Raw genomic sequence first — 23,323 nt, 5'->3', positions numbered from 1 at the left:
TCAGCGGCGGACGAAGCTGCGCAGCCGAACGCCGACCGCCGCCAGTACGCCGAAATACAGCAGCGCCGAGCCGGCGACCAGCGCGGCCAGCAGGCCGATGCGCAGCAGGCGCTGCTCGCGCAGGGCGACCCAGTCGAAATGCGCCGAGCCCCAGACCAGCAGCCCCGCAAGCACCGCCGTGCCGGCAACGACCTGGAACGCGAACCTGCCCCAGCCCGGCTCGGGCTTGTAGCTGCCCCGCCGGATCAGCCCGACCAGCAGCCACGCCGCGTTGACCAGCGCGCCGATGGCGATCGTCAGCGTGAGCGCCGCGTGCTGCAGCACCGGCACCAGGAAGACGTTGAGGATCTGCGTCAGCACCAGCACGCCCACCGCGATGAGCATCGGCGTGCGCGTGTCGTGCTTGGCGTAGTAGCCCGGCGCGAGCACCTTCACCGCCACGATGCCGACGAGCCCGACGCCGTAGCCCATCAGCGCCAGGGTGGTGCGGCCCACGTCCTCGCCGGAATACGCGCCGTTGTGGAAGAGCACCGCCACCAGCGGCTTGGCGAACAGCAGCAAGGCGATGGCGCATGGCGCCGACAGCAGCACCACGAGGCGCAGGCCCCAGTCGAGCAGCGAGGAATAGCGCGCATCGTCCTTGGCGGCGCGGGCGCCGGCCAGCTGAGGCATCAGCACCACGCCCAGCGCCACGCCCAGCATGGCGGTCGGGAACTCCATCAGCCGGTCGGCATTGGTGATCCAGGTGACGCTGCCCACCGCAAGGTGCGAGGCGATCTGCGTGTTGATGAGCAGCGAGATCTGCGCCACGCTCACGCCCAGCAGCGCCGGCAGCATGAGCTTGAGCACCTTGCGCGTGTTCGGGTCGGTCCAGGCGGTGCGCAGCGCCCGCAGGCTCATGCCCAGGCGCGGCAGCAGGCCCAGCTTGCGCAATGCGGGAATCTGCAGGGCCAGCTGCAGCACGCCGCCGGCCATGACGCCCACGCACTGGGCGTAGATCGGCTCGATGCCCCAGTGCCGGAAAAGCGGTGCCCCGACCACGATCGACAAGATCAGCGCCACGTTGAGCAGCACCGGCGACGCCGCCGGCACCGCGAACTTGCGCCAGGTGTTGAGGATGCCGCCCGCCAGCGCCACCAGCGACATGAAGCCGATGTACGGGAACATCCACCGCGTCATGACCACGGCGGCGTCGAAGCCGGGCAGCCCGCTGGCCATGGCCCAGACCAGCAGCGGCGCGCCGGCCACGCCGGCCACGCAGACGATCACCAGCGTCCAGGTCAGCAGCGTGGCGACGTGGTCGATGAGCTGGCGGGCGCCCTCGTCGCCCGCTTCGGTCTTGCGGGCGGCCAGCACCGGCACGAAGGCCTGGCTGAAGGCGCCCTCGCCGAAGACGCGCCGGAACAGGTTCGGGATGCGGAATGCGACGTTGAAGGCGTCGGTCAGCGCGCTGACGCCGAAAACCGAGGCGAAGAGCACGTCGCGCACGAGGCCCGTGATCCGCGAGGCGAGGGTCAGCAGGGAGACGGTGGAGGCGGATTTGAGCAGGGACACGGGGGCCGAGTTTAGGCCCCGCCGGAGCCCCGAAACGCCCGGATTCGGCGGAAAAGCCAACCCAGCCTATAATGGAGGGCTTTGCTGCATCATCCTCAGACACCTAAGGACATAAATCATGGCATCCGCCAAGCCCAAGAAAAAGAACCCGCGCCTCGCCTCCGGCCGTAAGCGCGTCCGCCAGGACACCAAGCTGAACGCTGCGAACACCTCGCTGCGTTCCAAGTACCGTACCGCTGTCAAGAACGTCGAAAAGGCTGTTCTGGCTGGCGACAAGACCAAGGCAAGCGAGCTGTTCGCGAAGGCCCAGAGCATCGTCGACGCGATCGCCGACAAGGGCATCTTCCACAAGAACAAGGCCGCCCGCGACAAGAGCCGCCTGTCGGCCAAGGTCAAGGCCCTCGCCCTCGCGCCTGCAAAGGCCGCCGCCTGACACCTGTCAGGCAAGCCCGGGACCGGAATCCTCCGGTCCGCCGTTTGATCGGGGTGCGCTGCAGCAAAAGTGAAAAACCGCCTTCGGGCGGTTTTTTCATGCCCGAACGTTTCGCGAGCCAGGGAAGTCAGGCGAGGAACGGGCAAAGAAAAAGGCCTGTCAGGCCTTTTTCGGGGGGATGGGTGCGTCGGGCACCAGGCAGGCTTCGGCCACCTGCAGGTCGTTGTCTCTCGCGAAGTTCACGCAGAAGTCCCAGGCCATCGGCTCGGCGTCGCGCAGGGCGCGGTTCACGACCACGCACTTCACGCCGTTGATGGTCGTCGGGATGCACCAGGGCGAATAGCTCAGGTAGCTGCCCGGAAAGGCGCCGCCGGGCCGGAAGGAGCTCATCACGCCGGCCAGACGCTCGGCCCAATCGCTCGGGCGAAAGGTCCGGCCATCCTTGGTGATGCCCTGGATGAAGATTTCTTTGGCTGTGGGGGAAATCATCGTTGAATGAGGCGACCGGAGCAGGTGCTGCGGTGCAGCAAGCGATTCTATCCGCGCCCCTTTTTGCATCCTGAACATGGGGCATTGCTGTGATGCGCAATCCTCAACGAAGCCGTCAAACCACGCGCCTAGAATCCGCCTTCCCTATCTGGAGAACCTGAATGAGCGCTACCGCCCAGCCCACCTCGCCCCACGTCATGAACACCTACGGTCGCCTGCCGATCGCGCTGTCGCACGGTCAGGGTTGCCGAGTCTGGGACACCGCGGGCAAGGCGTATCTCGACGGCCTCGGCGGCATCGCGGTGAACACGCTGGGCCACAACCATCCCGAGCTGGTGCCCGCGCTGCAGGACCAGCTGACCAAGCTGATCCACAGCTCCAACTACTACCACGTGACCGGCCAGGAACAGCTCGCCACCAAGCTGACCGAGATCTCCGGCCTCACCAATGCCTTCTTCTGCTGTACCGGCCTCGAAGCCAACGAAGCCGCCCTCAAGCTGGCGCGCAAGTTCGGGCACGACAAGGGCATCGAGCGCCCCGAGATCGTCGTCTACGAAGCCGCCTTCCATGGCCGCAGCATCGCCACCCTCTCGGCCACCGGCAATCCCAAGGTGCAGGCCGGCTTCGGCCCGCTGGTCGAGGGCTTCATCCGCGTGCCGCTGAACGACATCGAGGCGCTGAAGAAGGCCACCGAAGGCAATCCGAACGTGGTCGCGGTGTTCTTCGAGACCATCCAGGGCGAAGGCGGCATCAACCCGATGCGCTGGGAATACCTCCAGCAGGTGCGCAAGCTGTGCGACGAGCGCGACTGGCTCATGATGATCGACGAGGTGCAGTGCGGCATGGGCCGCACCGGCAAGTGGTTCGCCCACCAGTGGGCGGGCATCAAGCCCGACGTGATGCCGCTGGCCAAGGGCCTGGGCTCGGGCGTGCCGATCGGCGCCGTGGTGGCCGGCCCCAAGGCCGCCAACATCTTCGGCCCCGGCAACCACGGCACCACCTTCGGCGGTAACCCGCTGGCCATGCGCGCCGGCGTCGAGACCATCCGCATCATGGAAGAGCAGAACCTGCTCGAGAACGCCGCCACCGTGGGCGCCCACCTGAAGTCGGCGCTGGAGCGCGAACTCGGCGGCCTGTCGGGCGTGAAGGAAATCCGCGGCCAGGGCCTGATGATCGGCATCGAGCTCGACCGCCCCTGCGGCGTGATCCTCAACCGCGCGTGCGACGCCGGCCTGCTGCTGAGCGTGACGGCCGACAAGGTGATCCGCCTGGTGCCGCCGCTCATCCTGAGCGTCGCCGAGGCCGACGAGATCGTCGCGATCCTCGCGCCCATCGTCAAAAACTTCCTGTCGGAGCCTGCTGCCCAATGACGACGACCGCGCCCGCCATCAGGCACTATCTGCAGTTCTCGGACTTCACGGCCGACGAATACGCCTACCTCTTCGATCGCATGGCGATCATCAAGAAGAAGTTCAAGACCTACGAGAAGCACCAGCCGCTGGTCGACCGCACGCTGGCCATGATCTTCGAGAAGGCCAGCACGCGCACCCGCGTGAGCTTCGAGGCGGGCATGTACCAGCTCGGCGGCAGCGTCGTGCACCTGACTACCGGCGACAGCCAGCTCGGCCGCGCCGAGCCCATCGAGGACAGCGCCAAGGTCATCAGCCGCATGGTCGACCTGGTGATGATCCGCACCTACGAGCAGACCAAGATCGACGCCTTCGCCGCGCACTCGCGCGTGCCCGTCATCAACGGCCTGACCAACGAGTTCCATCCCTGCCAGATCCTGGCGGACATCTTCACCTACATCGAGCATCGTGGGTCGCAAGGCGCCGGAGGCGACGTGCTTTCCTGCCTCAGGGGCAAGACGGTCGCGTGGGTCGGCGACGGCAACAACATGGCCAACACCTGGCTGCAGGCGGCCGAAATCCTGGGCTTCACGGTGCACGTGAGCACGCCCAGCGGCTACGAGGTCGACCAGTCGATCGCCGGCATCCGCTCGGGCGACAGCTACAAGGTCTTCAAGGATCCGATGGAAGCCTGCCGCGGCGCAGACCTCGTCACCACCGACGTCTGGACCAGCATGGGCTACGAGGCCGAGAACGAGGCGCGCCGCAAGGCCTTTGCCGACTGGTGCGTCGACGAGGAAATGATGCGCGCGGCCCAGCCCGACGCCCTCTTCATGCACTGCCTGCCCGCCCACCGCGGCGAGGAAGTGCAGGCCGAGGTCATCGACGGGCCGCAGTCGGTGGTGTGGGACGAGGCGGAGAACCGCCTGCACGCCCAGAAAGCGCTGATGGAGTTCCTGCTGCTCGGCAGGCTCTGATCCGGCGGGCGCCGCAACATGTCCGATTGCCAGCAATGCGGCGCCTGCTGCGCCAGCTATCGCGTCGACTTCAGCGTCTACGAGCTCGACGAGAACGGCGGCAAGGTGCCCTCGGGCCTCGCCGTCGAGGTGAACGACGCCATCTGCCGCATGCGGGGCACCGACCACGCATCGCCGCGCTGCGCGGCACTCACCGGCAAGATCGGCCAGTCGGTGGGCTGCGGCATCTACGAATGGCGGCCGAATCCGTGCCACGAGTTGGAGGCCGGCAGCGACGCTTGCGAGCGTGCGCGGGCCCGGCACGGGTTGCCGGCGCTGCACTGATCACGGCCCCGGCTTCAACTCGTCACGCCTGGTGTTGGAAATAACCGACACCACGACCCCTCGCCCGGCGCTAACTTCGCGCCATGCGTTCACAGCAACCCCGCCTCCAGATCTGGGACATCTCGCCGCCCGTGCATGAAGGCGCGCCGGTCTTTCCCGGCGACACGCCCTACCAGCAGCGCTGGGCCGCGACCATTTCGCCGGGCAGCCCGGTCAACGTCAGCGAGATCAAGCTCTCGCCCCACGTCGGCGCGCATGCCGACGCCCCGCTGCACTACGACCCCGAAGGCCAGACCATCGGCGACGTCGACCTGACGCCCTTCCTCGGCCCCTGCCGCGTGATCCACGCCATCGACAAGGGCCCGCTGATCGAGTGGGAGCACATCGCCCACGCCGTCGACAGCACCCTGCCGCAGCGCGTGCTGGTGCGCACCTACGCCGCCATGCCGGTCGGCCGCTGGGACCCCGAACTCGCCGCCTACGCGCCCTCAACCGTCGAGCGCCTGGCCGCCATGGGCGTGAAGCTCATCGGCATCGACACCGCCAGCATCGACCCGGCCGACAGCAAGACGCTGGAAAGCCACCAACGCATCCGCCGCCTCGACCTGCGCGTGCTCGAGAACCTCGTGCTCGACGACGTGCCCGAAGGCGACTACGAACTCATCGCGCTGCCGCTCAAGCTGGTGAGCGCCGATGCCTCCCCCGTTCGCGCCGTGCTGCGCGAACTTCCTCGCTGAAACCTCCGCCATGACGACCCTTGAAGACTGCCGCGCGCTCGACGCGCAAGACCCGCTGCGCGCCCTGCGCGACCAATTCACCATTCCCGAGGGCGTGCTCTACCTCGACGGCAACTCGCTCGGCGTGATGCCCAAGGCCGCGCCGGCGCGCATCGCCGAAGTGGTGACCCAGGAATGGGGCGAAGGCCTCATCCGCTCCTGGAACACCGCGAGTTGGTTCGACCTGCCCCAGCGCCTGGGCGACAAGGTGGCCCGCCTGATCGGCGCCGCGCCCGGCGAGGTGGTGTGCACCGACAGCACGTCCGTCAATCTCTACAAGGTGCTGTTCGCCGCGCTTTCGCAGCAGAAGGACAGCGGCCGCAAGCTGGTGGTCAGCGAGCGCAGCAACTTCCCGACCGACCTCTACATCGCCGAATCGCTGTGCCGCGAGCGCGGCTTCACGCTGAAGCTGATCGACGCGACCGAATTGCCCGGCGTGCTGACAGAGGACGTGGCCGTGCTGATGCTCACGCACGTCAACTACCGCACCGGCGCCATGCACGACATGAAGGCCGTCACCGCCGCGGCGCACGCCGTGGGCGCGCTCACCGTGTGGGACCTCGCGCACAGCGCGGGCGCCGTGCCCGTGGCGCTGAACGAGGCCGACGCCGACTACGCCATCGGCTGCGGCTACAAGTACCTCAACGGCGGCCCCGGCGCACCGGCCTTCGCCTGGGTGCACACGAAGCACGCGGGCCAGTTCGAGCAGCCGCTGTCCGGCTGGTGGGGCCACGCGGCGCCTTTCGAGTTCACGCCGCACTACCGCCCTGCTCCAGGCGTGGGCCGCTATCTGTGCGGCACGCAGCCGATCATCGCGCTGGCGGGGCTCGAATGCGGTCTCGACACGGTGCTCGCGGCCGAGTCGTTCAACGGCGACCATGGCCCGATGTCGGCGCTGCGCGCCAAGTCGCTCGCGCTGACCGACATGTTCATCAGGCTGGTCGAGGAGCGCTGCGCCGGCCACGGCCTCTCGCTGGTCACGCCGCGCGACCATGCCCGGCGCGGCTCGCAGGTCTGCCTGAGCAGGGAGGAAGGCGCCTACGCCATCGTGCAGGCACTGATCGCGCGCGGCGTCATCGGCGACTACCGCGCCGGCGACTCGCAGATGCCCGACATCCTGCGCTTCGGCTTCACGCCGCTGTACATCGGCTTCGAGGACGTGTGGGACTCGGTCGAGCACCTCGTGCAGGTGCTCGAAACGGGCGAATGGAAGCGAGCCGAATTCAACCGCAAGAACGCAGTCACCTGAGCAACGCCCCATGAACCACCGATTGATCGCTTTCTTTGCATCGCTCCTGATGCTGGCTGCCCCGGCATTTGCGCAGCAGCCGAGCTTCACCTTGCCCCAGCTCAAGGCCTTCGTCGCCATGTCTCCCGACGCCTTCCGCCAGGAGATCAAGCGCCAGGGCTTCTCTTACCGCGACAAGACCACGACCGAGTGGGTCAGCATGATCGAGTACGACAAGTTCGCCGACGACCACACCACCAACGTCATGAAGTCCACCTATGTGGAAAGCCGCGCCGCCGAGAACAGCATCCAGCTCTCGACGACCGACAAGGCTGCCTTCGACGTGCTCGTCAAGGAAGCTCGCGCCACGGGCTACGCACCGGGCGAGAAGGGCCGCATTCCCGGCGGCGAGACCTACCAGGAGTTCAAGCGCAAGGACGAAGTCGTGCGCTTCGTCTATCCGAAGAAAGAATCCGGCATGGGCCGGGTCTCCTACACCGCCGTGGTCTGGCGATGACCCGCCAGCAAGCATCATGAGCACCGAAAAGACAACCACAGAGAACATCGTCCACGAGGAGAAGGCCCAGCTGGACTTCAGCAAGTCCATGAGCTACGGCGACTACCTGCACCTCGACGAGATCCTCAACGCGCAGCATCCGCTGTCGCCCGCGCACGACGAGATGCTCTTCATCGTGCAGCACCAGACCAGCGAGCTCTGGATGAAGCTGATGCTGCACGAGCTGCACGCCGCCATCGCCTGCATCGCGCAGGAAAAACTGCCTGACGCCTTCAAGATGCTCGCGCGCGTGAGCCGCATCATGGAACAGCTGGTCAACGCATGGACCGTGCTGTCGACCATGACGCCGCCCGAGTACACGGCGATGCGCCCCTACCTCGCCAACTCCAGCGGCTTCCAGAGCGCGCAGTACCGCTGCATCGAGTTCGCGCTCGGCAACAAGAACGCCGCCATGCTCAAGCCGCACGCGCACCGCGCCGACCTGCTGGCGCAGGTCGATGCCGCATACCGCGCGCCGTCGCTCTACGACGAGTCGCTGCGCCTGCTCGCGCGCCACGGCCTGCCCGTGCCCGCCGACCGGCTGGAGCGCGACTGGACCCAGCCCTATGAGCCGAGCGACGGCGTGGAGGCGGCCTGGCTCACGGTCTACCGCAACCCGCACGACCACTGGGACCTCTATCAGCTCGGCGAGAAGCTCACCGACCTGGAAGACGCCTTCCGCCTCTGGCGCTTCCGCCACGTGACGACGGTGGAGCGCGTGATCGGCTTCAAGCGCGGCACCGGCGGCACCGGCGGCGTGAGCTACCTGCGCAAGATGCTCGACGTGGTGCTGTTTCCCGAGATCTGGAAGCTGCGCACGGATCTGTAGCCTTCGTCCACTGCAAACGCCCTCATGAAGCTGGGGTGGCCCGGATTGCTCCGCGAGCGCAAAGCGCTACATTTTTGGAAAACAACGGAGGCCCCAGCCATGAACGACATCCGGTTCACACCCGACGAGCTCTCCACCCTGCGCGAACACGGCATCGTGCTGTTCGCCGAGCGCGTGATCTTCGACGCGCAGCCGCCGATGCCGCAGCAGCAGGTCGATGCGGTGCAGGCCCTTTGCTCAGGCCCTCTTCCCGAAGCGCTGGTCGCGCTCTGGCGGGAAACCGCCGGCGGGCGTCTCGACTACGACCTGTCGCTGGAGATGAACGGCAACCTCGAGGGCATCAGCTGGAGCGAGCTTTTCTGGAACGGCAGCGACGGCTACAACGACCTGCAGGGCTGGATAGAGCACGAGCAGGAACTGGCCGAGGAGGCCGCCGAGGAAAACGGCACGCCCTGGAGCGGCAAGCTCACGCACCTGCCCTTCGGCGGCTTCGAGTACACCGACCGCATCTACGCGGTGGTCGAGCCCGGCGCCGGACACGGCCAGATCGTCGCCTGGAAGAAGGGGCTGCCGCCGGCCTGGACGCACGCGCTTCACGAAGACAGCGTGAACACCGTCGCGCCGGACCTCTTCGGCGCCTTCGCTGCGCTGCGGCTGGACGAAGACCCGCTCGCGCCCACCAGCGACTACTTCTCGGGCCAGACGCTGCTCGGCTACCTCGACGACCGGCACGAGGAACACGGGCTCGACCTCGACCTGATGGACAAGCTGGTGACCTTCTATTGCCGCGCGGTCGTCGACTGGCGCACGCCGCTGGCCGAAGGCACGCTGCGCCACAAGCCGCAGCTGGCGCGCGTGGCCCTGCGCCACGCGATCGCCACCGACGACGCGAAGCTGGTGGCCGAGCTTGCAGCTGCCGGCGTGGACTTCGGCGGGCCGCAGCAAGGCAGCGCGCTGGCCACCGATGTCGCGGTGAGCCACGGGGCCTTCGCGGCCGCCGCTGCACTGGTGCGCGCGGGCGCGCCGGTGGCGGCCGATGCGCTGCGCAACATCGACGGGCAGATCTCGCCCGAGCTCACGAGCGCCCTGCTGGAAAACGGTGCCGAGCCCAGCGTGGCGGCGATCGTCAAGTGCGCGGCCTGCGGCGCGCCGGCGAGCGCCCACCTGATCGCGGAGGCCTGCGCGAAGGCGGGCATCGACGTGCCTGCCGCGTTCATCGCGGAGCGCGACGCGATGCTGCTCGAGCTGGAGAACTCGCTCGCGAAGATGCAGGGCGGCAAGTACGGCCACTACCTCGGGCAGGAAGGGCTGGCCGAGCGCATCGACCACCTGCAGACCTTCAGCTTGTAAAAGGCTCTCCCCCAGGCTTCGCGCACTTCGTGTCGCTGCGCCAACCCCCTCACCGGGGGCAACACCTGCGGCCCGGCAAAGCCGGTTCCGCGGTGTTCCTGGCATCAGGGGCGCTGCCTGGCGCCGATCGGATCTCAGCCGCCGTATAGCCAGGGCTGGTCAAGCAGCTTCGCACCGAGCAGGCGCATCGCCATGTCGCGGCCCAGCCGCACCGGGCCTGTGGCATGGAATATCTCGCCGTTGCGGCGCGCGCGGGCCTGCACCTGTGCGTTGCGAGCCCAGCGCGCCTGGGCGTAACGCGCAAAGGCGGCCGGCACGTCGGCCGCATCCGCGTCGGCCATCGCATCGGCGAGCGCCACCGCGTCTTCGATGGCCATGCCCGCGCCCTGCGCGAGGTACGGCACCATGGGGTGCGCCGCGTCGCCCACCAGCGCGACGCGTTCGTGCGCCATGTCGGCGGGCCCCGTCATCGGAGCGCGGTCGCCCAGCGACCATGCGCGCCAGGCGGGCATGGCGTCGAGCAGCGACTGCAGGCCGGCGCAGCTTCGGCCCATGGCCTGCTTCAGGGCGGTGATGCTGGTGGACTGGTCCCAGTCGCGCGCATCGCCGGCGGGCGCGGACTCGGCGATCACGACCACGTTGAGCCATTCGCCGCGGCGCACCGGATAAGTCACCGCATGCAGGCGCGGACCCAGCCAGACATCGACGCGGCCGCGTCGCAACGCGGCCGGCAAGGCGGATTGCTCGACCAGCGCACGCCAGGCCGTGTGGCCGGTGACGCGCGGCGGCTGCGCGGCGCCGGGGCTGTCAAGCTGCCGCCGCACCATGCTCCACAGGCCGTCGGCCCCGACGACGGCCTCGCCCTCCCAGGCGCGCGCGTCGGTGCTCGAAAGGCAGACGAGGTCGTCGCTGGTTTCCACTTGCCGGATCTGGGCACCGGTCACCAGCGTGCCGGTGCCGCGCGTGCGCACGGCCTCGAGCAGCAGGCCGTGCAGGTCGGCGCGATGAACGCAGAAGTAAGGAGCGCCGTAGCGCTGCTGCATGGCGTCGCCCAGCGGCATGCGGGCCATCTCGGAGCCGCTTTCGGCGCTGTGGACCACCAGCGCCTCCGGCCGCGCCGCGATGGCGGCGAGCCCGGCGCCCAGGTCGAGTTTCTGGAGCCGGCGCGTGACGTTGGGGCCCAACTGCACGCCGGCGCCGATCTCGCCGAAGGCCGCAGCCTGTTCGAACACGTCGGCCCGATGCCGGCCCCGAGCGAGTGCCAGCGCAGTGGCCAGCCCCCCGATGCCGCCCCCGGCGACGAGGATGTGCGCGGGCATCGGTCTCAGCGGCCGTGCGTGGACGGGCTGGGGCTGATGGCCTGGTCGGCTTGCGGTTGCTTGAGGGGGGTCTTGGGAGCGCAGCTCCCGCAGGTGTCGCATGAGCCGCAGCCCGATGTCTTGGCGAGCGAGGCGGCGAGTTCCTTCGCGCGGTCCTCGTCGATCAGGCCGGCGCGCTGCGTGCCGGCCGCAAGCTTCTGCGCGGCGCCGCGGCGCCATCCCGCGGGCATCCAGCGCCAGACCGCGTAGAACGCGGCGGCCGCGACGATCAATCCGACGATCAGTTGTTGCGTCATATCTCAAATACTCCAATCCCGAAGCCTACACCGCGGGGAATACCGCGGAACCGGCTTTGCCGGGCCGCAGGTATTGCCCCCGGCGAGGGGGGTGGCGGCCACACGAAGTGGGCAAGCCTGGGGATGTGCTTTTTTACCCTGCTCCGAGTGCCACCGCAACGTGGTAGGTGATGAAGCAGGCCATGTAGGCCAGCGCGAAAAGATAGCCCGCCATGATCCAGACGTACTTCCACGAGCCGGTCTCGCGCTTCACGGCCGCCAGCGTCGAGATGCACTGCGGCGCGAACACGTACCAGACCAGCAGCGACAGCGCGGTGGCCAGCGTCCAGCTGCCGGCGATCAGCGGCTCCAGCGCACCCGCCACGTCGTCGCCCGTGGCCGACAGCGCATACACCGTGCCGAGCGCGCCCACGGCCACCTCGCGCGCCGCCATGCCGGGCACCAGCGCGATCGAGATCTGCCAGTTGAAGCCGATGGGCGCGAAGATGTGCTCCAGGCCGCGGCCGATCATGCCGGCCAGGCTGTACTGGATGGCCGGGCCGGTCGCGCCTTCGGGCGGCGACGGGAAGGTCGACAGGAACCACAGCAGGATCGTCAGCGTGAGGATGATCGTGCCCACGCGCTGGATGAAGATCCACGCGCGTTCGTACAGGCCCAGCGCCAGGTTGCGCAGGTTGGGCCAGCGGTAGGCCGGCAGTTCCATCAGCAGGGGCGAGTGCTGCGCGTTGTCGCGGAAGCGCTTCATGACCCAGGCCACGGCCATGGCCGAGACGATGCCGAACACGTAGAGCCCGAACAGCACCACGCCCTGCAGGTTGAAGATGCCGCCCACGGTGCGCGCCGGGATGAAGGCCGCGATGAGCAGCGCATACACCGGCAGCCGCGCCGAGCAGGTCATGAGCGGCGCGATCATGATGGTCGTGATGCGGTCGCGCCAGTTGCTGATGGTGCGCGTGGCCATCACGCCCGGAATGGCGCAGGCGAAGCTCGACAGCAGCGGAATGAACGAGCGGCCCGACAGCCCCACCGTGCCCATCACGCGGTCGAGCAGGAAGGCCGCGCGCGGCAGGTAGCCCGAGTCTTCCAGCGCGAGGATGAAGAGGAAAAGAATCAGGATCTGCGGCAGGAAGACGATCACGCCGCCCACGCCCGCGATCACGCCGTCGACCAGCAGGCTCTGAAGCATGCCCTCGGGCATGTAGGTCTTGAGCAGGTTGCCCAGCCCCTCGGTGCCGGCCTTGATGGCGTCCATGGGGACGTTGGCCCAGCTGAACACGGCCTGGAACATCAGGAACATGGTGACGGCCAGCACCAGCATGCCCCACACGGGGTGCAGCACCACGCGGTCGATGCGGTCGCTGGTGGCGAGGCTGCCGACCGGCTCCTTCACCGCGAGGCCGAGGATGCGGCGCACCTCTCGCTGGGTGGCCAGCACGTCGTCGAGGTCCGGCGCCTGCCAGGGTTGCGGCGCGGCGGTGGCCACAGGCGTGTCGAGCGCCTGGAGTAGGCCCTGCGCGCCGCCGGTGTGCACGCCGACGGTCTCGACGACCGGCACGCCCAGTTCGCGCGAGAGCACGGCCGTGTCGACCGCGATGCCCTGCTTCTTCGCCATGTCGGTCATGTTGAGCGCCACCACCATCGGCAAGCCGAGGCGCCTGGCCTCGAGCACCAGCCGGAGGTTCAGGCGCAGGTTGGTGGCGTCGGTGACGCACACCAGCAGGTCCGGCAGCGCTTCCTTGCTCTGGCCGGTGACGATGTCGCGGGTGACGGCCTCGTCGGCGCTCAGCGCATTCAGGCTGTAGGCGCCGGGCAGGTCGAGCACGAAGACACGGCGGCCCGAAGGCGTGCGCAGCGTGCCTTCCTTGCGCTCGACGGTCACGCCCGCGTAGTTGGCGACCTTCTGGCGGCTGCCGGTGAGGAGGTTGAAGAGCGCGGTCTTGCCGCAGTTGGGATTGCCCAGCAGCGCGATGCGCCCCGGCTGGGCGGTGGGTGCGAGGCGGCCCGGGCCCTGGATGACGGCTTCAACCATGGTTGGCGGCTCCCGGCGTGACGTGGATCAGCGCGGCCTCGTGGCGGCGCAGCGCGAAGGTGGTGTGTCCCAGGCGCACCGCCAGCGGCTCGCGCCCCGGGATGCCGCTGGCGACGATGCGCACCGCCTCGCCCGGCACGAAGCCGATTTCGGTCAGGCGCAGCACGAGCTCGCGGTCGTCGGCGTCGGTGGGGCGCGCCACGTCGAGCACGGTGGCCCACTGGTTGTTGGGAAGCTGGTCGAGGCTCAGGGCGACGGTGGCCGGCGCCGTACCGAAATCGTTGGTTCGCACGGTGAGGGGATGCCCTGAATATCGGGCACGCCATTAAGCAAAACCTAGATGCTATCAATTCTCACTCGCGTAAACCTGACCAAATCCCTTCAAAAGCGTCCGAGCATGCCCAAACAGGGGTTTTCGAGCAGTCCGGACGCCGTTTAGCGCCTAAGGATCGAGCAGGACGATGCGCGCGGTCACCGCCGCGCCGTCGACGATGAGTTCGGCCACCGAAATCGGCAGCCTGAACCGCCGCGGCCCCGCGCTGCCCGGATTGACGTAGAGCACGCCCTCGCGCTCCTCCACCTTCGGCTTGTGCGAATGGCCCGAGACCACCACGCGCACGCCGGCCGCGCGCGGATCGATGTCGAGCTGCGCGAGGTCGTGGATGGCGTAGACGCTCACGTCGCCGAACTTCGCGAGCTCGGTTTCCGCGATGCGATCGGCCCAGGCTTCGCGGTCGTTGTTGCCGCGCACGACCGTCAGCGGCGCGATGGCCGCCAGCGCCTCGAGGATGCCGGCGTTGCCGATGTCGCCGCCATGGACGATGAAGTCGCTGCCCTCCAGGAAGGCGAGCGCCTCAGGCCGCAGCAGTCCGTGGGTGTCGGAGATCAGGCCGATGCGAAGCATTGCTGGAAGGGAGGGAAGGAAAAAGTCGTGCGGGAAACAGTCCTGGCAAAGGCATCATCGACGCCATGCCCGAAGACATCATCGCACCGCAGCAGGCTCCTGGGAGCGCCGAAGAAACACCCGTTCCGCGGCCGCCCCGCGCAAGCCTCTGGCGCTGGATCGCCGGCGGCCTGCGCGCCTCGATGCTGCTGCAACCGCGCGTCGATGCGCAGCCCGCCCCCTGGCAGTTGCTGGCGCTCGTGCTGGTGCCCGAGCTGGTCTGGGTCGGACTGTCACGGCTCGAGATCGCCGGCCCCGCCACGCTGTATGCCAACGTCGGCCTCAACACCCTCTGGGTGCTGGCGGTGCTCGCCTGGCTGGGCTGGTTCGCGCTTTCCGGCCGGGCGCATGCTGGCGGACTGGCGCGCTGGTTCGCGCTGGCCACCTGGACGATGTTCCCGGCCAACCTGCTGCTGTCGCTGCTGGCGCTGGGCTACACGCGCGGCTGGCTGCCGGCGGCGATTTCGGTCTCGCCGGGATACTGGGTCGTCTTCGGGCTGGGCTGCGCCTGGATGATCGTGGCGCTGGTGCGCCTCACCGCGCGCGATGCCGGCGCCCGCTGGCGGGTCGCGCTCTTCGCGCCCGCGTTCGTGGTCCTGCTGGCTGCCACCTTCTGGCAATCGCTCTACACGCAGGAGCGCATGTGGCAGCCCGACGCCAGCGCATCCACCGAGCCCGAGCGCCCCCGGATGCAGCTCACGCAGGAGCTCTTCGAGCAGCAGCAGGCGCTGTGGGAACGCACGGTCGAGTCCCTGCCCGCCGGCAGGCCGGGTCAGACCAACGTCTACGGACTGGTGTTCGCGCCCTATGCGTCGGAAGACGTGTTCCTGCGCGAAAGCAACATGGTCACGCAGGTGCTGGAGGAGCGCTTCGACGCCAAGGGCCGCGTGATCCATCTGCTGAACAACCCGGCCACCGCCGAGACGCTGCCCTGGGCCACGCCGCTCAACCTGCGCCGAGCCATCGCAGCACTGGCCGCGCGCATGGACCGCGAGAACGACGTGCTGGTGGTCTACCTCACCTCCCACGGCGCGCGCGACCACAGGCTGGCCGCCGCGCACTGGCCGCTCACGGTGCCCTGGCTCACGCCGGAAGAACTGCGCGAGGAACTCGACGGCGCCGGCATCCGCCATCGCGTGGTGGCGGTCTCGGCCTGCTACTCGGGCGGCTGGATCGAACCGCTGGCCAGCGAAGACACGCTGGTGATGACCGCCGCCGACGCCACCCACACCTCGTACGGATGCGGCCGGCTGTCGGAGCTGACCTTCTTCGGCCGCGCGATGTTCGACGAGCAGCTGCGCAAGACCCGCTCCTTCGAAACCGCCTTCGCCGCCGCCGTGCCGGTAATCAAGCAGCGCGAGATCGATGGCGGCAAGGAAGACGGCTTCTCGAATCCGCAGATCAGCGTGGGCGAGAAGATCCGCCCCGTGCTCGACCGCCTTGCGCAGCGGCTCGACGCCGCCGGCAAGTAGTCAGGGCAATTCGGCCCCTGCCGCTCAGGCAGCCAGCAGCTGGCGCAGCACGAAGGGCAGGATGCCGCCGTGCTTGTAGTAGTCGACCTCGATCGGCGTGTCGATGCGCAGGCGCACCGTCACCTCCTGGTGCGAGCCGTCGGCGCGGTGCACCACCAGCTTCACGTCCATCTGCGGCTTCAGCTCGCCGCCGATCACCACGTCGATCTGCTCTTTGCCTGTGAGGCCCAGCGTCTGCCATGAGTCGGCGCCGCGGAACTGCAGCGGCAGCACGCCCATGCCGACCAGGTTGGCGCGGTGGATGCGCTCGAAGCTGCGCGCCACCACGGCCTTGATGCCAAGCAGCTGCGTGCCCTTGGCGGCCCAGTCGCGCGAGGAACCGGTGCCGTATTCCTCGCCGCCGAACACCACGGTCGGCACGCCCTGCTCCATGTACTTCACGGCGGCGTCGTAGATGAACATCTTCTCGCCCGAGGGCTGGAACAGCGTGACGCCGCCCTCTTCCTGGGTGCCGTTGGCATCCGGCGGGATCATCAGGTTCTTGATGCGCACGTTGGCGAAGGTGCCGCGCACCATCACGTCGTGGTTGCCGCGGCGCGAGCCGTAGCTGTTGAAGTCGGCCTTGGCCACGCCGTGCGCCTTGAGCCAGATGCCCGCGGGCGAGCTTTCCTTGATGGAGCCGGCCGGCGAGATGTGGTCGGTGGTGATCGAGTCGCCGAACAGCGCCATGATGCGCGCGCCCTTGATGCCCGCGTCCGACGCGTGCGGCTTCATCTTGAAGCCTTCGAAGAACGGCGGCTCGGCGATGTAGGTCGACTCCGGCCAGTCGTACACCTGGCCGGTGGTGCCCTTGATGCTGCTCCAGAACTTGCCCGGGTCGGTCTTGACCTTGTCGTAGTTCGCGCGGAACGACTTGGCGTTCATCGCATAGCGCAGATTCTGGTCGATTTCCTTCGGCGTGGGCCAGATGTCGCCGAGGTAGACGTCCTTGCCGCCCTTGCCCTTGCCCACGGGCTGGGTCATCAGGTCGGTCATCACGTTGCCCGCGATGGCAAAGGCCACCACCAGCGGCGGCGAGGCCAGGAAGTTGGCCTTCAGGTTCGGATGGATGCGCGCCTCGAAGTTGCGGTTGCCCGAGAGCACGGCCGCGCCGATCAGGTCGTTCTTCGTGATGGCTTCGTTGATCTCGGGCGTGAGGTCGCCGGCGTTGCCGATGCAGGTGGTGCAGCCGTAGCCCGCGAGGTAGAAGCCCAGCTTCTCCAGGTACGGCAGCAGGCCGGCCTTCTCCAGGTATTCGGTGACGATGCGCGAGCCCGGGGCCAGCGAGGTCTTCACGTGCGGCTTGACCGAGAGGCCAGCCTCCACCGCCTTCTTGGCCAGCAGGCCGGCGGCCAGCATCACGCTGGGGTTGGAGGTGTTGGTGCACGAGGTGATGGCCGCGATCAGCACGTCGCCGTTGCCGATGGTGACCGCGCCCTCGGGCGCCGCGGGCGCGCTGGCGCTCACGTGCGCGGCGGCCTTGGTCGAGCGGTTGGCCACCATCTCGACCACGTCCAGCGGCGCACCGGCGGGCGGCGGGGCGGCTTCCTCGTCGCCGCTCTTGCCGGCGGCAACCAGCGGATAGCGCAGCTTGAGCTTGTCGGCCGGCTGGTTGAAGCCGTTGGCGTCGTTGGGCTTGCTGTAGAGCTCCGAGAACTTGGTGGACAGGTGGCCCAGGTCGATGCGGTCCTGCGGGCGCTTCGGGCCGGCCAGGCTGGGCGACACGGTGCTCAGGTCGAGCCTGACGACCTTGGTGTAGTCGATGTCACCGGGGTTGGGCATGCCGAACAGGCCCTGCGCCTTGTAGTAGGCCTCGAAGCGCTCGACCTCTTCCTTGGTGCGGCCGGTGCCCTCGAAATACGCTACCGTCATCTCGTCCACCGGGAAGAAGCCCATGGTCGCGCCGTACTCGGGTGCCATGTTGCCGATGGTCGCGCGGTCGGGCACCGCGATGGATGCGGCGCCCGGGCCGAAGAACTCGACGAACTTGCCCACCACTTTCTCGGCGCGCAGGATGGAGGTGACGTACAGCACCAGGTCGGTCGCGGTGACGCCCTCGCGCAGCTGGCCGGTGAGCTCGAAGCCCACCACGTCGGGCGTGAGCATGTAGACCGGCTGGCCCAGCATGGCCGCCTCGGCCTCGATGCCGCCGACGCCCCAGCCGACCACGCCGATGCCGTTGATCATGGTGGTGTGGCTGTCGGTGCCGACCAGCGAGTCGGGGTAGTAGGTGGGCTTGTCGCTCTTGTCGTTCGGGCTCTTGTAGACGCCGCGCGCGAAGTATTCGAGGTTGACCTGGTGCACGATGCCGAAGCCCGGCGGCACCACGCCGAAGGTGTCGAAGGCCTGCATGCCCCATTTCATGAACTGGTAGCGCTCGTTGTTGCGCTGGAATTCCAGCTTCATGTTCAGGTCGAGCGCCTTGGGCGTGCCGTAGTAGTCGACCATCACCGAGTGGTCGACCACCAGGTCGACGGGCACCAGCGGCTCGATGGTCTTGGGCGACTTGCCCAGCTTGGCGGCCACGCTGCGCATGGCGGCCAGGTCGGCCAGCAGCGGCACGCCGGTGAAGTCCTGCAGCACGACGCGGGTGACGACGAAGGGAATCTCGTCGACGCGCTCGGCGTTCGGTGCCCAGTTGGCCACCTCCTCGACGTGCTTGGCGGAGACTTTCTGCCCGTCGCAGTTGCGCAGCACCGACTCCAGGACGATGCGGATGGAGACGGGAAGGCGATCGACGGACGGGTATTGCTTGGCCAGCTCCTTCAGGGACCAGTACTTGCCGGACTTGCCCGACGGGGTCTTGAAGGTCTTGAGGGTGGACGCAAAGGCATGCGCCGGGGCTTTGGCCATAGGGAGACTCCTGTGTGTTCGTGGAAGCCTCTCAAGGATAGCGGGGATCAATGTCAACAAGCGTAGTCGGTCTTCCCTGTCATCGTCTTGTCGCGCCACGTTCCTCATCGCGAAAAATGCCGGGTACAACGGCGTCGCCGGCATTCCTCACGAACTCCTCAGGCAAGGGCCATGTTCGCGCTGCGGCGGCTGCGGCGCAGCCCGGTCCACTGCAGCTCGGCCAGCACGATCACGCACACGGCCTGCGCCAGCACCCAGGCCACGCCCACGGCCGTCACCGGGAACATGCCGCTCACCAGCAGCGCGACGCAGGCCACGGCCCAGCCGAAGTTGCCGGCCACCACGAGCCCGATCAGCGTGCGCGGCGGCGTGCTTCGGCTCGCCATGAAGGCCGCGGCGGCCGCGTAGGCCAGAAGAAACACACCCGTGCCCATGAGCAGCGGTGCCGGCAGCCCGGTCAGGCGAGCCAGCGCGTCGGTGAAGGCTACCTGCAGCGCGCCGGTGGCGGCGCAGGAGGCGGCGTCGGCCCACATCACGTTGGGCAGGAAGCGGGGGGATGCGAAGACGGACATGGCGGACATGGAATCTCTCCTTGGTGGTTGACTACGCTGCAGGCCGGTCCTGCCGCGTTGGGGTCGATGATTCCGGGCGGCGTGCATCGGGTCGATGACCTGGGAGGTCATGGCGGCGCGGCCCGGCCACGCCAGAATGCGGCCTCATGAGCACAACCCACTCCCACTCGTCCAAGGCCGGCCAGCCCGGCGCGCGCGACCCCTTCGGCGTCCACCTGCGGCACTGGCGCACCCATCGGCGCCTGAGCCAGCTCGACCTGGCGCAGGAGGCCGAGGTCTCGACCCGCCACCTGAGCTACGTGGAAACCGGCCGCGCCGCCCCCAGCCGCGAGATGGTGCTGCGCCTGGCCGAGCGGCTCGAAGGTGCCGCTGCGCGAGCGTAATGCCCTGCTGGTGGCCGCCGGCTTCGCGCCGATGTACAGGCAGCGCTCCCTGGATGATCCGGCGATGGCCTCCGCGCGCCGCGCCATCGACCTGGTGCTGAAGGGCCACGAGCCCTTTCCGGCGCTGGCGGTGGACCGCCACTGGAACCTGGTCGCGCACAACGCGCTGGTGCCGCTGCTGATGGAGGGCGCCTCGCCCGAGCTGCTGAAGCCGCCGATCAACGTGCTGCGCCTGAGCCTGCACCCGGAAGGCGTAGCGCCGCGCATCGCCAATCTGGCGCAATGGCGCATGCACCTGCTGGAGCGGCTGCAGCAGCAGATCGCCGCGACGGGCGACGCGGTGCTGCAGGCTCTGCACGACGAGCTCGAGGCCTATACTCCGCCGACCGTGAGCCACGACGCGCCCGTCATCGACACCGCGCTGTCGGCGGTGGCCGTGCCCTTTCAGGTGATGATGCCCAGCGGCATTCTGAGCTTCATCAGCACCATCACCATCTTCGGCACGCCGGTGGACGTCACGCTGCAGGAACTCGCGGTGGAGTCGTTCTTTCCGGCGGACGAGCAGACGGCGGCTGCGCTGGCGGCGCTGGCGGCACAACAACAGCAGCAGCCGGCTCGCTGAAGTCCGCTCTGCCCTGCCCGTCGCGCGGCGGGCCTTCGAAATCGTCCACCTGGATGACCTTGTCGGCAGCCTTCAGATAGGCCAGCGCCAGCTCAGGGTCGGGTGAAGAACACGCCGCCTCCTCGAGCGAATTCGTGCGGCGCAGCACCTTGTTGAGCGCGGCCGTGCCGTCGCCGAGCTTCGCGCCCAGTTCCAGCGCGTGCATCAGGTCGAGCAGGCCACCCGAAGCGGGCTCGCTCAGGTCAGGCGCCAGGCGCGCGACGATGCGCGGCTCCTTGCGCAGCAGCTCCGCCAGTTCGAGCAGTTGCACGTCGCGCAGCGGCGCCAGGTGACCCGTGCGGCGCAGCACCAGCGCGCCGATCAGGCGCCGCCCCGGCGTCGGCAGGTTCGCGTAGAGATCGCGCAGGATGCTGCCGGCCTCGTCGATCTGCAGGCGGATCGCCGCCCGCGCGAAAGGCAGCATCTCGGGTGCCGCCTCGACCCGGTAGCGCCACACGCACGCGCTGGCCAGGTAGAGATGCGCGAGCACGTCGCCCAGGCGCGCCGACAGCAGCTCCATGCGCTTGAGCTTGCCGCCGAGCAGGCCCATTGCGAGGTCGGCCGTGAGCGCGTACTTGGCGCTCATGCGAGCGATGAGCCTCGCCTCGTGCGCGAGGTCGTCGGGCGGCGAGCCGAGCACCGGCGCGCCGAAGAGGCTGCGCCACAGGTTCAGCGCCACGTGCCTGCCGTGCGCCAGCAGCGCCTTGCCGAGTGCCGTCTCGTCCCTGGCCTGCACGGCCGCCATTTCGTCGAGCACGTGCGGATGGCAGCGCACCGCGCCCTGCCCGAACACGATCAGCGCGCGCGTGAGAATGTTCGCGCCCTCCACCGTGATCGCGATCGGCGCCTGCCGGTAGGCCACGCCGAGCAGGTTCGACGGGCCCGAGATGATGCCCTTGCCGCCGAGGATGTCCATGCCGCGGTTCACCGCGCGCCGCCCTGCCTCGGTCAGCTGCACCTTGAGGATGGCGCTCGCCACGCTGGGCCGCTCGCCCTTGTCGAGCGCGGCGGCGGTGAAGCGCCGCGCCGCATCGCTCGCGTACAGTTCGGCCGACATCTGCGCGACCAGCCCCGCGACCGCGTGGAACCGGCCCACCGGCATGCCGAACTGCTCGCGGATCCGGCCGTAGCCGTTGGCCACGTACAGCGCGGTCTGCTGCATGGCCGAGCCCAGCGCCGGCAGCGATATTGCGCGGCCGGCCGCCAGGCATTCCATTAGCATGCGCCAGCCCTGGCCGACCTGCTGCTCGCCGCCGATGATCCAGTCCATCGGCACGAACACCTGGCGGCCGTGGATCGGGCCGTTCATGAAGGCGCTGTCCATCGGGTGGTGGCGCCGTCCGATCTCCATGCCGGCCTGCGGGACAGGAATGAGCGCGCAGGTGATGCCCAGTTCGCGCTTGCCTTCGGGCCGGCTTTCATCGACGGCATGGAAGGCCAGCCCGACCACGGTGGCGACCGGCGCGAGCGTGATGTAGCGCTTGTCGAAATCGACGAGGAAGCCGCGCACCCTGCGCCCGTCGACTTCGCGCTCCACCAGCACGCCTCGGTCGGGGATCGAGGCCGCGTCGGAGCCCGCGTAGGGCGAGGTCAGCCCGAAGCACGGCAGCTCGCGGCCGTCGGCCAGGCGCGGCAGGTAGTGGGCCTTCTGGGCGTTGGTGCCGTAGCGCAGCAGCAGTTCGGCCGGGCCCAGCGAATTGGGCACCATGACCGTGACGGCCGTCGCCACGTTGACGGTCGCGATGCGCGCCACCACGGTCGCGTGCGCATGGTGGCCGAAGCCGAGGCCGCCGAACTCCTGCGGAATGATCATCCCGAAGAAGCGCTTCTCGCGCAGGTAGCGCCACACCTCGGGCGGCAGGTCTTGCGCCTCGTCGATGGCGTGGTCGTCGAGCATGCGGCACAGCTCGCGCACTTCGTTGTCGAGAAAGGCCTGCTCGCGCTCGTTCAGGCGATTCGGGCCCATGGCTGCGAGCGCGTCGAAGTCAGGGTGCCCCGCGAAGAGCCTTCCCTCGAAGCCGACGGTGCCGGCCTCCAGTGCCGCGCGCTCGGTGTCGCCCAGCGGCGGCAGCGCCTTCGAGAAAGGCTGCATGGCCCATCGGCCGATCAGTGAAGCCAGAGGCATGTGCGTCTCCTTCCTTCCGCCGCGGGTTCGCATGCGGATCGGCTCCATTCTTCGGGTTTGGGGCCGACTCGGGGGGCCGGCCGAGGGCGTCCCTGCTTGTCGGAGACGAGCGCCTGTCGCTCCTGTGGCGCCTGCCGTGCCTGGTGCCTATCGCTTCTTCGCCGGCTGGGCCGCACCGGCACCAGCGGGAGCCGCGCCCGGCGCAGCTGCCGGATCGCGCCAGCCGTATTCCACATAGCGCCGGATGATCAGGCAGCCCGGCGGCGAGTCGATGAGCGACACCGACGAGGTCGGCTCCTTCTCGTCGGTATAGACGGCGTAGTTGGGCAGCAGCCGCGTCATCTTGTAGCTGGCCAGTTCCTGCTGGCCGACGCTCGCGCAGGTGAAGGGCGCCACCGAGATGCGCTCGGCCGACACGGTGCATGCACCGCTCTCGTCGGGAATCGCGGTGATCGACGCCGCCACGCCCGCGTTCGGAAACTCCATGCCGATCAGCGAGAACATCGGGCCGGCGTCGGGGCGCTTGCGGTCCCAGTCGAGCAGCACGTCGTGGCTGCGGCTGCCCTGCACGGTGAGCGTGGACAGTCGCGTGATGGCCGGCAGGCAGCGCTTGACGCCCACGCTGGTGGCGGCGCGCGTGAGCGTGTCCTGCGGCGCGGCGGGCGGCGCCTGCGGCACCAGCACGCCCTGGGCGAACGCGGCACCGGCGGCGGCCCATGCCAGGGCGGCGGCCGGCAGGCGGGGGAATCGTGGGGTCGGCTTCATC

General features: G+C 68.7%; 21 protein-coding genes and 1 pseudogene. 11 read left to right on the top strand and 11 right to left on the bottom strand.

What is annotated here, in order from left to right; translation table 11 throughout:
- Nucleotides 1–1,554, bottom strand: coding sequence for a murein biosynthesis integral membrane protein MurJ (gene murJ, locus ACHMXA_RS11615; RefSeq protein ID WP_176664515.1), 1,554 nt, complete (start codon nt 1,552–1,554; stop codon nt 1–3).
- Nucleotides 1,555–1,672: 118 nt separating this feature from the next.
- On the opposite strand from murJ, the gene rpsT reads away from it, so the two are divergent.
- Nucleotides 1,673–1,987 (top strand): 30S ribosomal protein S20, encoded by a 315-nt coding sequence (gene rpsT / locus ACHMXA_RS11610; RefSeq protein WP_019654625.1) that lies wholly within the window; start codon nt 1,673–1,675, stop codon nt 1,985–1,987.
- A 159-nt stretch (nt 1,988–2,146) separates the two neighbouring features.
- On the opposite strand, the gene ACHMXA_RS11605 is transcribed toward rpsT, so the two are convergent.
- A complete protein-coding gene (locus ACHMXA_RS11605) occupies nt 2,147–2,476 on the bottom strand; it encodes a DUF3579 domain-containing protein (protein WP_176664514.1) in 330 nt (109 codons plus the stop codon).
- A 161-nt stretch (nt 2,477–2,637) separates the two neighbouring features.
- Between ACHMXA_RS11605 and ACHMXA_RS11600 the strand changes: the two genes are divergently transcribed.
- The 8 genes from ACHMXA_RS11600 (at nt 2,638) to ACHMXA_RS11565 (ending at nt 9,865) form a co-directional block, all read left to right on the top strand.
- Complete coding sequence (locus tag ACHMXA_RS11600; protein ID WP_176664513.1) at nt 2,638–3,846, top strand: aspartate aminotransferase family protein; 1,209 nt, start codon at nt 2,638–2,640, stop codon at nt 3,844–3,846.
- Complete coding sequence (gene argF / locus ACHMXA_RS11595) at nt 3,843–4,802, top strand: ornithine carbamoyltransferase (RefSeq protein WP_176664512.1); 960 nt, start codon at nt 3,843–3,845, stop codon at nt 4,800–4,802. The genes ACHMXA_RS11600 and argF overlap by 4 nt, the downstream gene beginning before the upstream one ends.
- Before the next feature lie 18 nt (nt 4,803–4,820).
- Nucleotides 4,821–5,126, top strand: coding sequence for a YkgJ family cysteine cluster protein (locus ACHMXA_RS11590; RefSeq protein ID WP_176664511.1), 306 nt, complete (start codon nt 4,821–4,823; stop codon nt 5,124–5,126).
- A gap of 83 nt (nt 5,127–5,209) precedes the next feature.
- Nucleotides 5,210–5,863, top strand: a complete 654-nt coding sequence (gene kynB / locus ACHMXA_RS11585) for an arylformamidase (RefSeq protein WP_176664510.1) — start codon at nt 5,210–5,212, stop codon at nt 5,861–5,863.
- 10 nt (nt 5,864–5,873) lie between these two features.
- Nucleotides 5,874–7,151 carry a kynureninase gene (gene kynU / locus ACHMXA_RS11580; protein ID WP_176664509.1) on the top strand — a complete coding sequence of 426 codons (1,278 nt, stop codon included), beginning with the start codon at nt 5,874–5,876 and terminating at the stop codon, nt 7,149–7,151.
- Between the two features lie 10 nt (nt 7,152–7,161).
- On the top strand, nt 7,162–7,647 hold the full coding sequence (locus ACHMXA_RS11575) for a hypothetical protein (RefSeq protein ID WP_176664508.1): 486 nt from the start codon (nt 7,162–7,164) through the stop codon (nt 7,645–7,647).
- 16 nt (nt 7,648–7,663) lie between these two features.
- Complete coding sequence (kynA, locus tag ACHMXA_RS11570) at nt 7,664–8,515, top strand: tryptophan 2,3-dioxygenase (protein WP_176664507.1); 852 nt, start codon at nt 7,664–7,666, stop codon at nt 8,513–8,515.
- Nucleotides 8,516–8,614: 99 nt separating this feature from the next.
- On the top strand, nt 8,615–9,865 hold the full coding sequence (locus tag ACHMXA_RS11565) for an SMI1/KNR4 family protein (protein ID WP_176664506.1): 1,251 nt from the start codon (nt 8,615–8,617) through the stop codon (nt 9,863–9,865).
- A 134-nt stretch (nt 9,866–9,999) separates the two neighbouring features.
- On the opposite strand, the gene ACHMXA_RS11560 is transcribed toward ACHMXA_RS11565, so the two are convergent.
- The 5 genes from ACHMXA_RS11560 to ACHMXA_RS11540 all read right to left on the bottom strand — a co-directional run bounded on the left by ACHMXA_RS11560 (nt 10,000) and on the right by ACHMXA_RS11540 (nt 14,413).
- Nucleotides 10,000–11,184, bottom strand: a complete 1,185-nt coding sequence (locus tag ACHMXA_RS11560; protein WP_176664505.1) for an FAD-dependent monooxygenase — start codon at nt 11,182–11,184, stop codon at nt 10,000–10,002.
- Nucleotides 11,185–11,189: 5 nt separating this feature from the next.
- Nucleotides 11,190–11,480, bottom strand: coding sequence for a DUF6587 family protein (locus ACHMXA_RS11555; protein ID WP_176664504.1), 291 nt, complete (start codon nt 11,478–11,480; stop codon nt 11,190–11,192).
- A gap of 133 nt (nt 11,481–11,613) precedes the next feature.
- The gene (locus ACHMXA_RS11550; RefSeq protein WP_176664503.1) at nt 11,614–13,509 is read right to left on the bottom strand and encodes a ferrous iron transporter B; all 1,896 of its coding nucleotides are present in this window, start codon (nt 13,507–13,509) and stop codon (nt 11,614–11,616) included.
- A complete protein-coding gene (locus tag ACHMXA_RS11545; RefSeq protein WP_176664502.1) occupies nt 13,502–13,801 on the bottom strand; it encodes a FeoA family protein in 300 nt (99 codons plus the stop codon). The genes ACHMXA_RS11550 and ACHMXA_RS11545 overlap by 8 nt, the downstream gene beginning before the upstream one ends.
- 150 nt (nt 13,802–13,951) lie before the next feature.
- A complete protein-coding gene (locus ACHMXA_RS11540) occupies nt 13,952–14,413 on the bottom strand; it encodes a metallophosphoesterase family protein (protein ID WP_176664501.1) in 462 nt (153 codons plus the stop codon).
- Between the two features lie 65 nt (nt 14,414–14,478).
- Between ACHMXA_RS11540 and ACHMXA_RS11535 the strand changes: the two genes are divergently transcribed.
- Nucleotides 14,479–15,924, top strand: coding sequence for a C13 family peptidase (locus tag ACHMXA_RS11535; protein ID WP_176664500.1), 1,446 nt, complete (start codon nt 14,479–14,481; stop codon nt 15,922–15,924).
- Nucleotides 15,925–15,948: 24 nt separating this feature from the next.
- Here the strand turns inward: ACHMXA_RS11535 and ACHMXA_RS11530 are convergent, their stop codons facing one another.
- Nucleotides 15,949–18,816, bottom strand: a complete 2,868-nt coding sequence (locus ACHMXA_RS11530; RefSeq protein ID WP_395320715.1) for an aconitate hydratase — start codon at nt 18,814–18,816, stop codon at nt 15,949–15,951.
- 158 nt (nt 18,817–18,974) lie between these two features.
- On the bottom strand, nt 18,975–19,388 hold the full coding sequence (locus tag ACHMXA_RS11525) for a hypothetical protein (protein ID WP_176664973.1): 414 nt from the start codon (nt 19,386–19,388) through the stop codon (nt 18,975–18,977).
- Nucleotides 19,389–19,534: 146 nt separating this feature from the next.
- On the opposite strand from ACHMXA_RS11525, the pseudogene ACHMXA_RS11520 reads away from it, so the two are divergent.
- A pseudogene (locus tag ACHMXA_RS11520) lies at nt 19,535–20,393 on the top strand (helix-turn-helix domain-containing protein).
- Here ACHMXA_RS11520 and ACHMXA_RS11515 read toward each other — a convergent pair.
- Entirely contained in the window at nt 20,287–22,557 is a 2,271-nt protein-coding gene (locus ACHMXA_RS11515) for an acyl-CoA dehydrogenase (RefSeq protein WP_176664497.1), read from the bottom strand. The pseudogene ACHMXA_RS11520 and the gene ACHMXA_RS11515 sit on opposite strands and share 107 nt — an antisense overlap.
- A gap of 147 nt (nt 22,558–22,704) precedes the next feature.
- Complete coding sequence (locus ACHMXA_RS11510) at nt 22,705–23,322, bottom strand: hypothetical protein (RefSeq protein ID WP_176664496.1); 618 nt, start codon at nt 23,320–23,322, stop codon at nt 22,705–22,707.
- Nucleotide 23,323 lies beyond the last annotated feature (1 nt).

It is taken from the genome of Variovorax sp. UC74_104, assembly GCF_044055375.1.
Classification (GTDB): Bacteria; Pseudomonadota; Gammaproteobacteria; order Burkholderiales; family Burkholderiaceae_C; genus Variovorax.
Note: the sequence above shows the minus strand (reverse complement) of the source record. Positions and strands in the feature narration are given on the sequence as shown.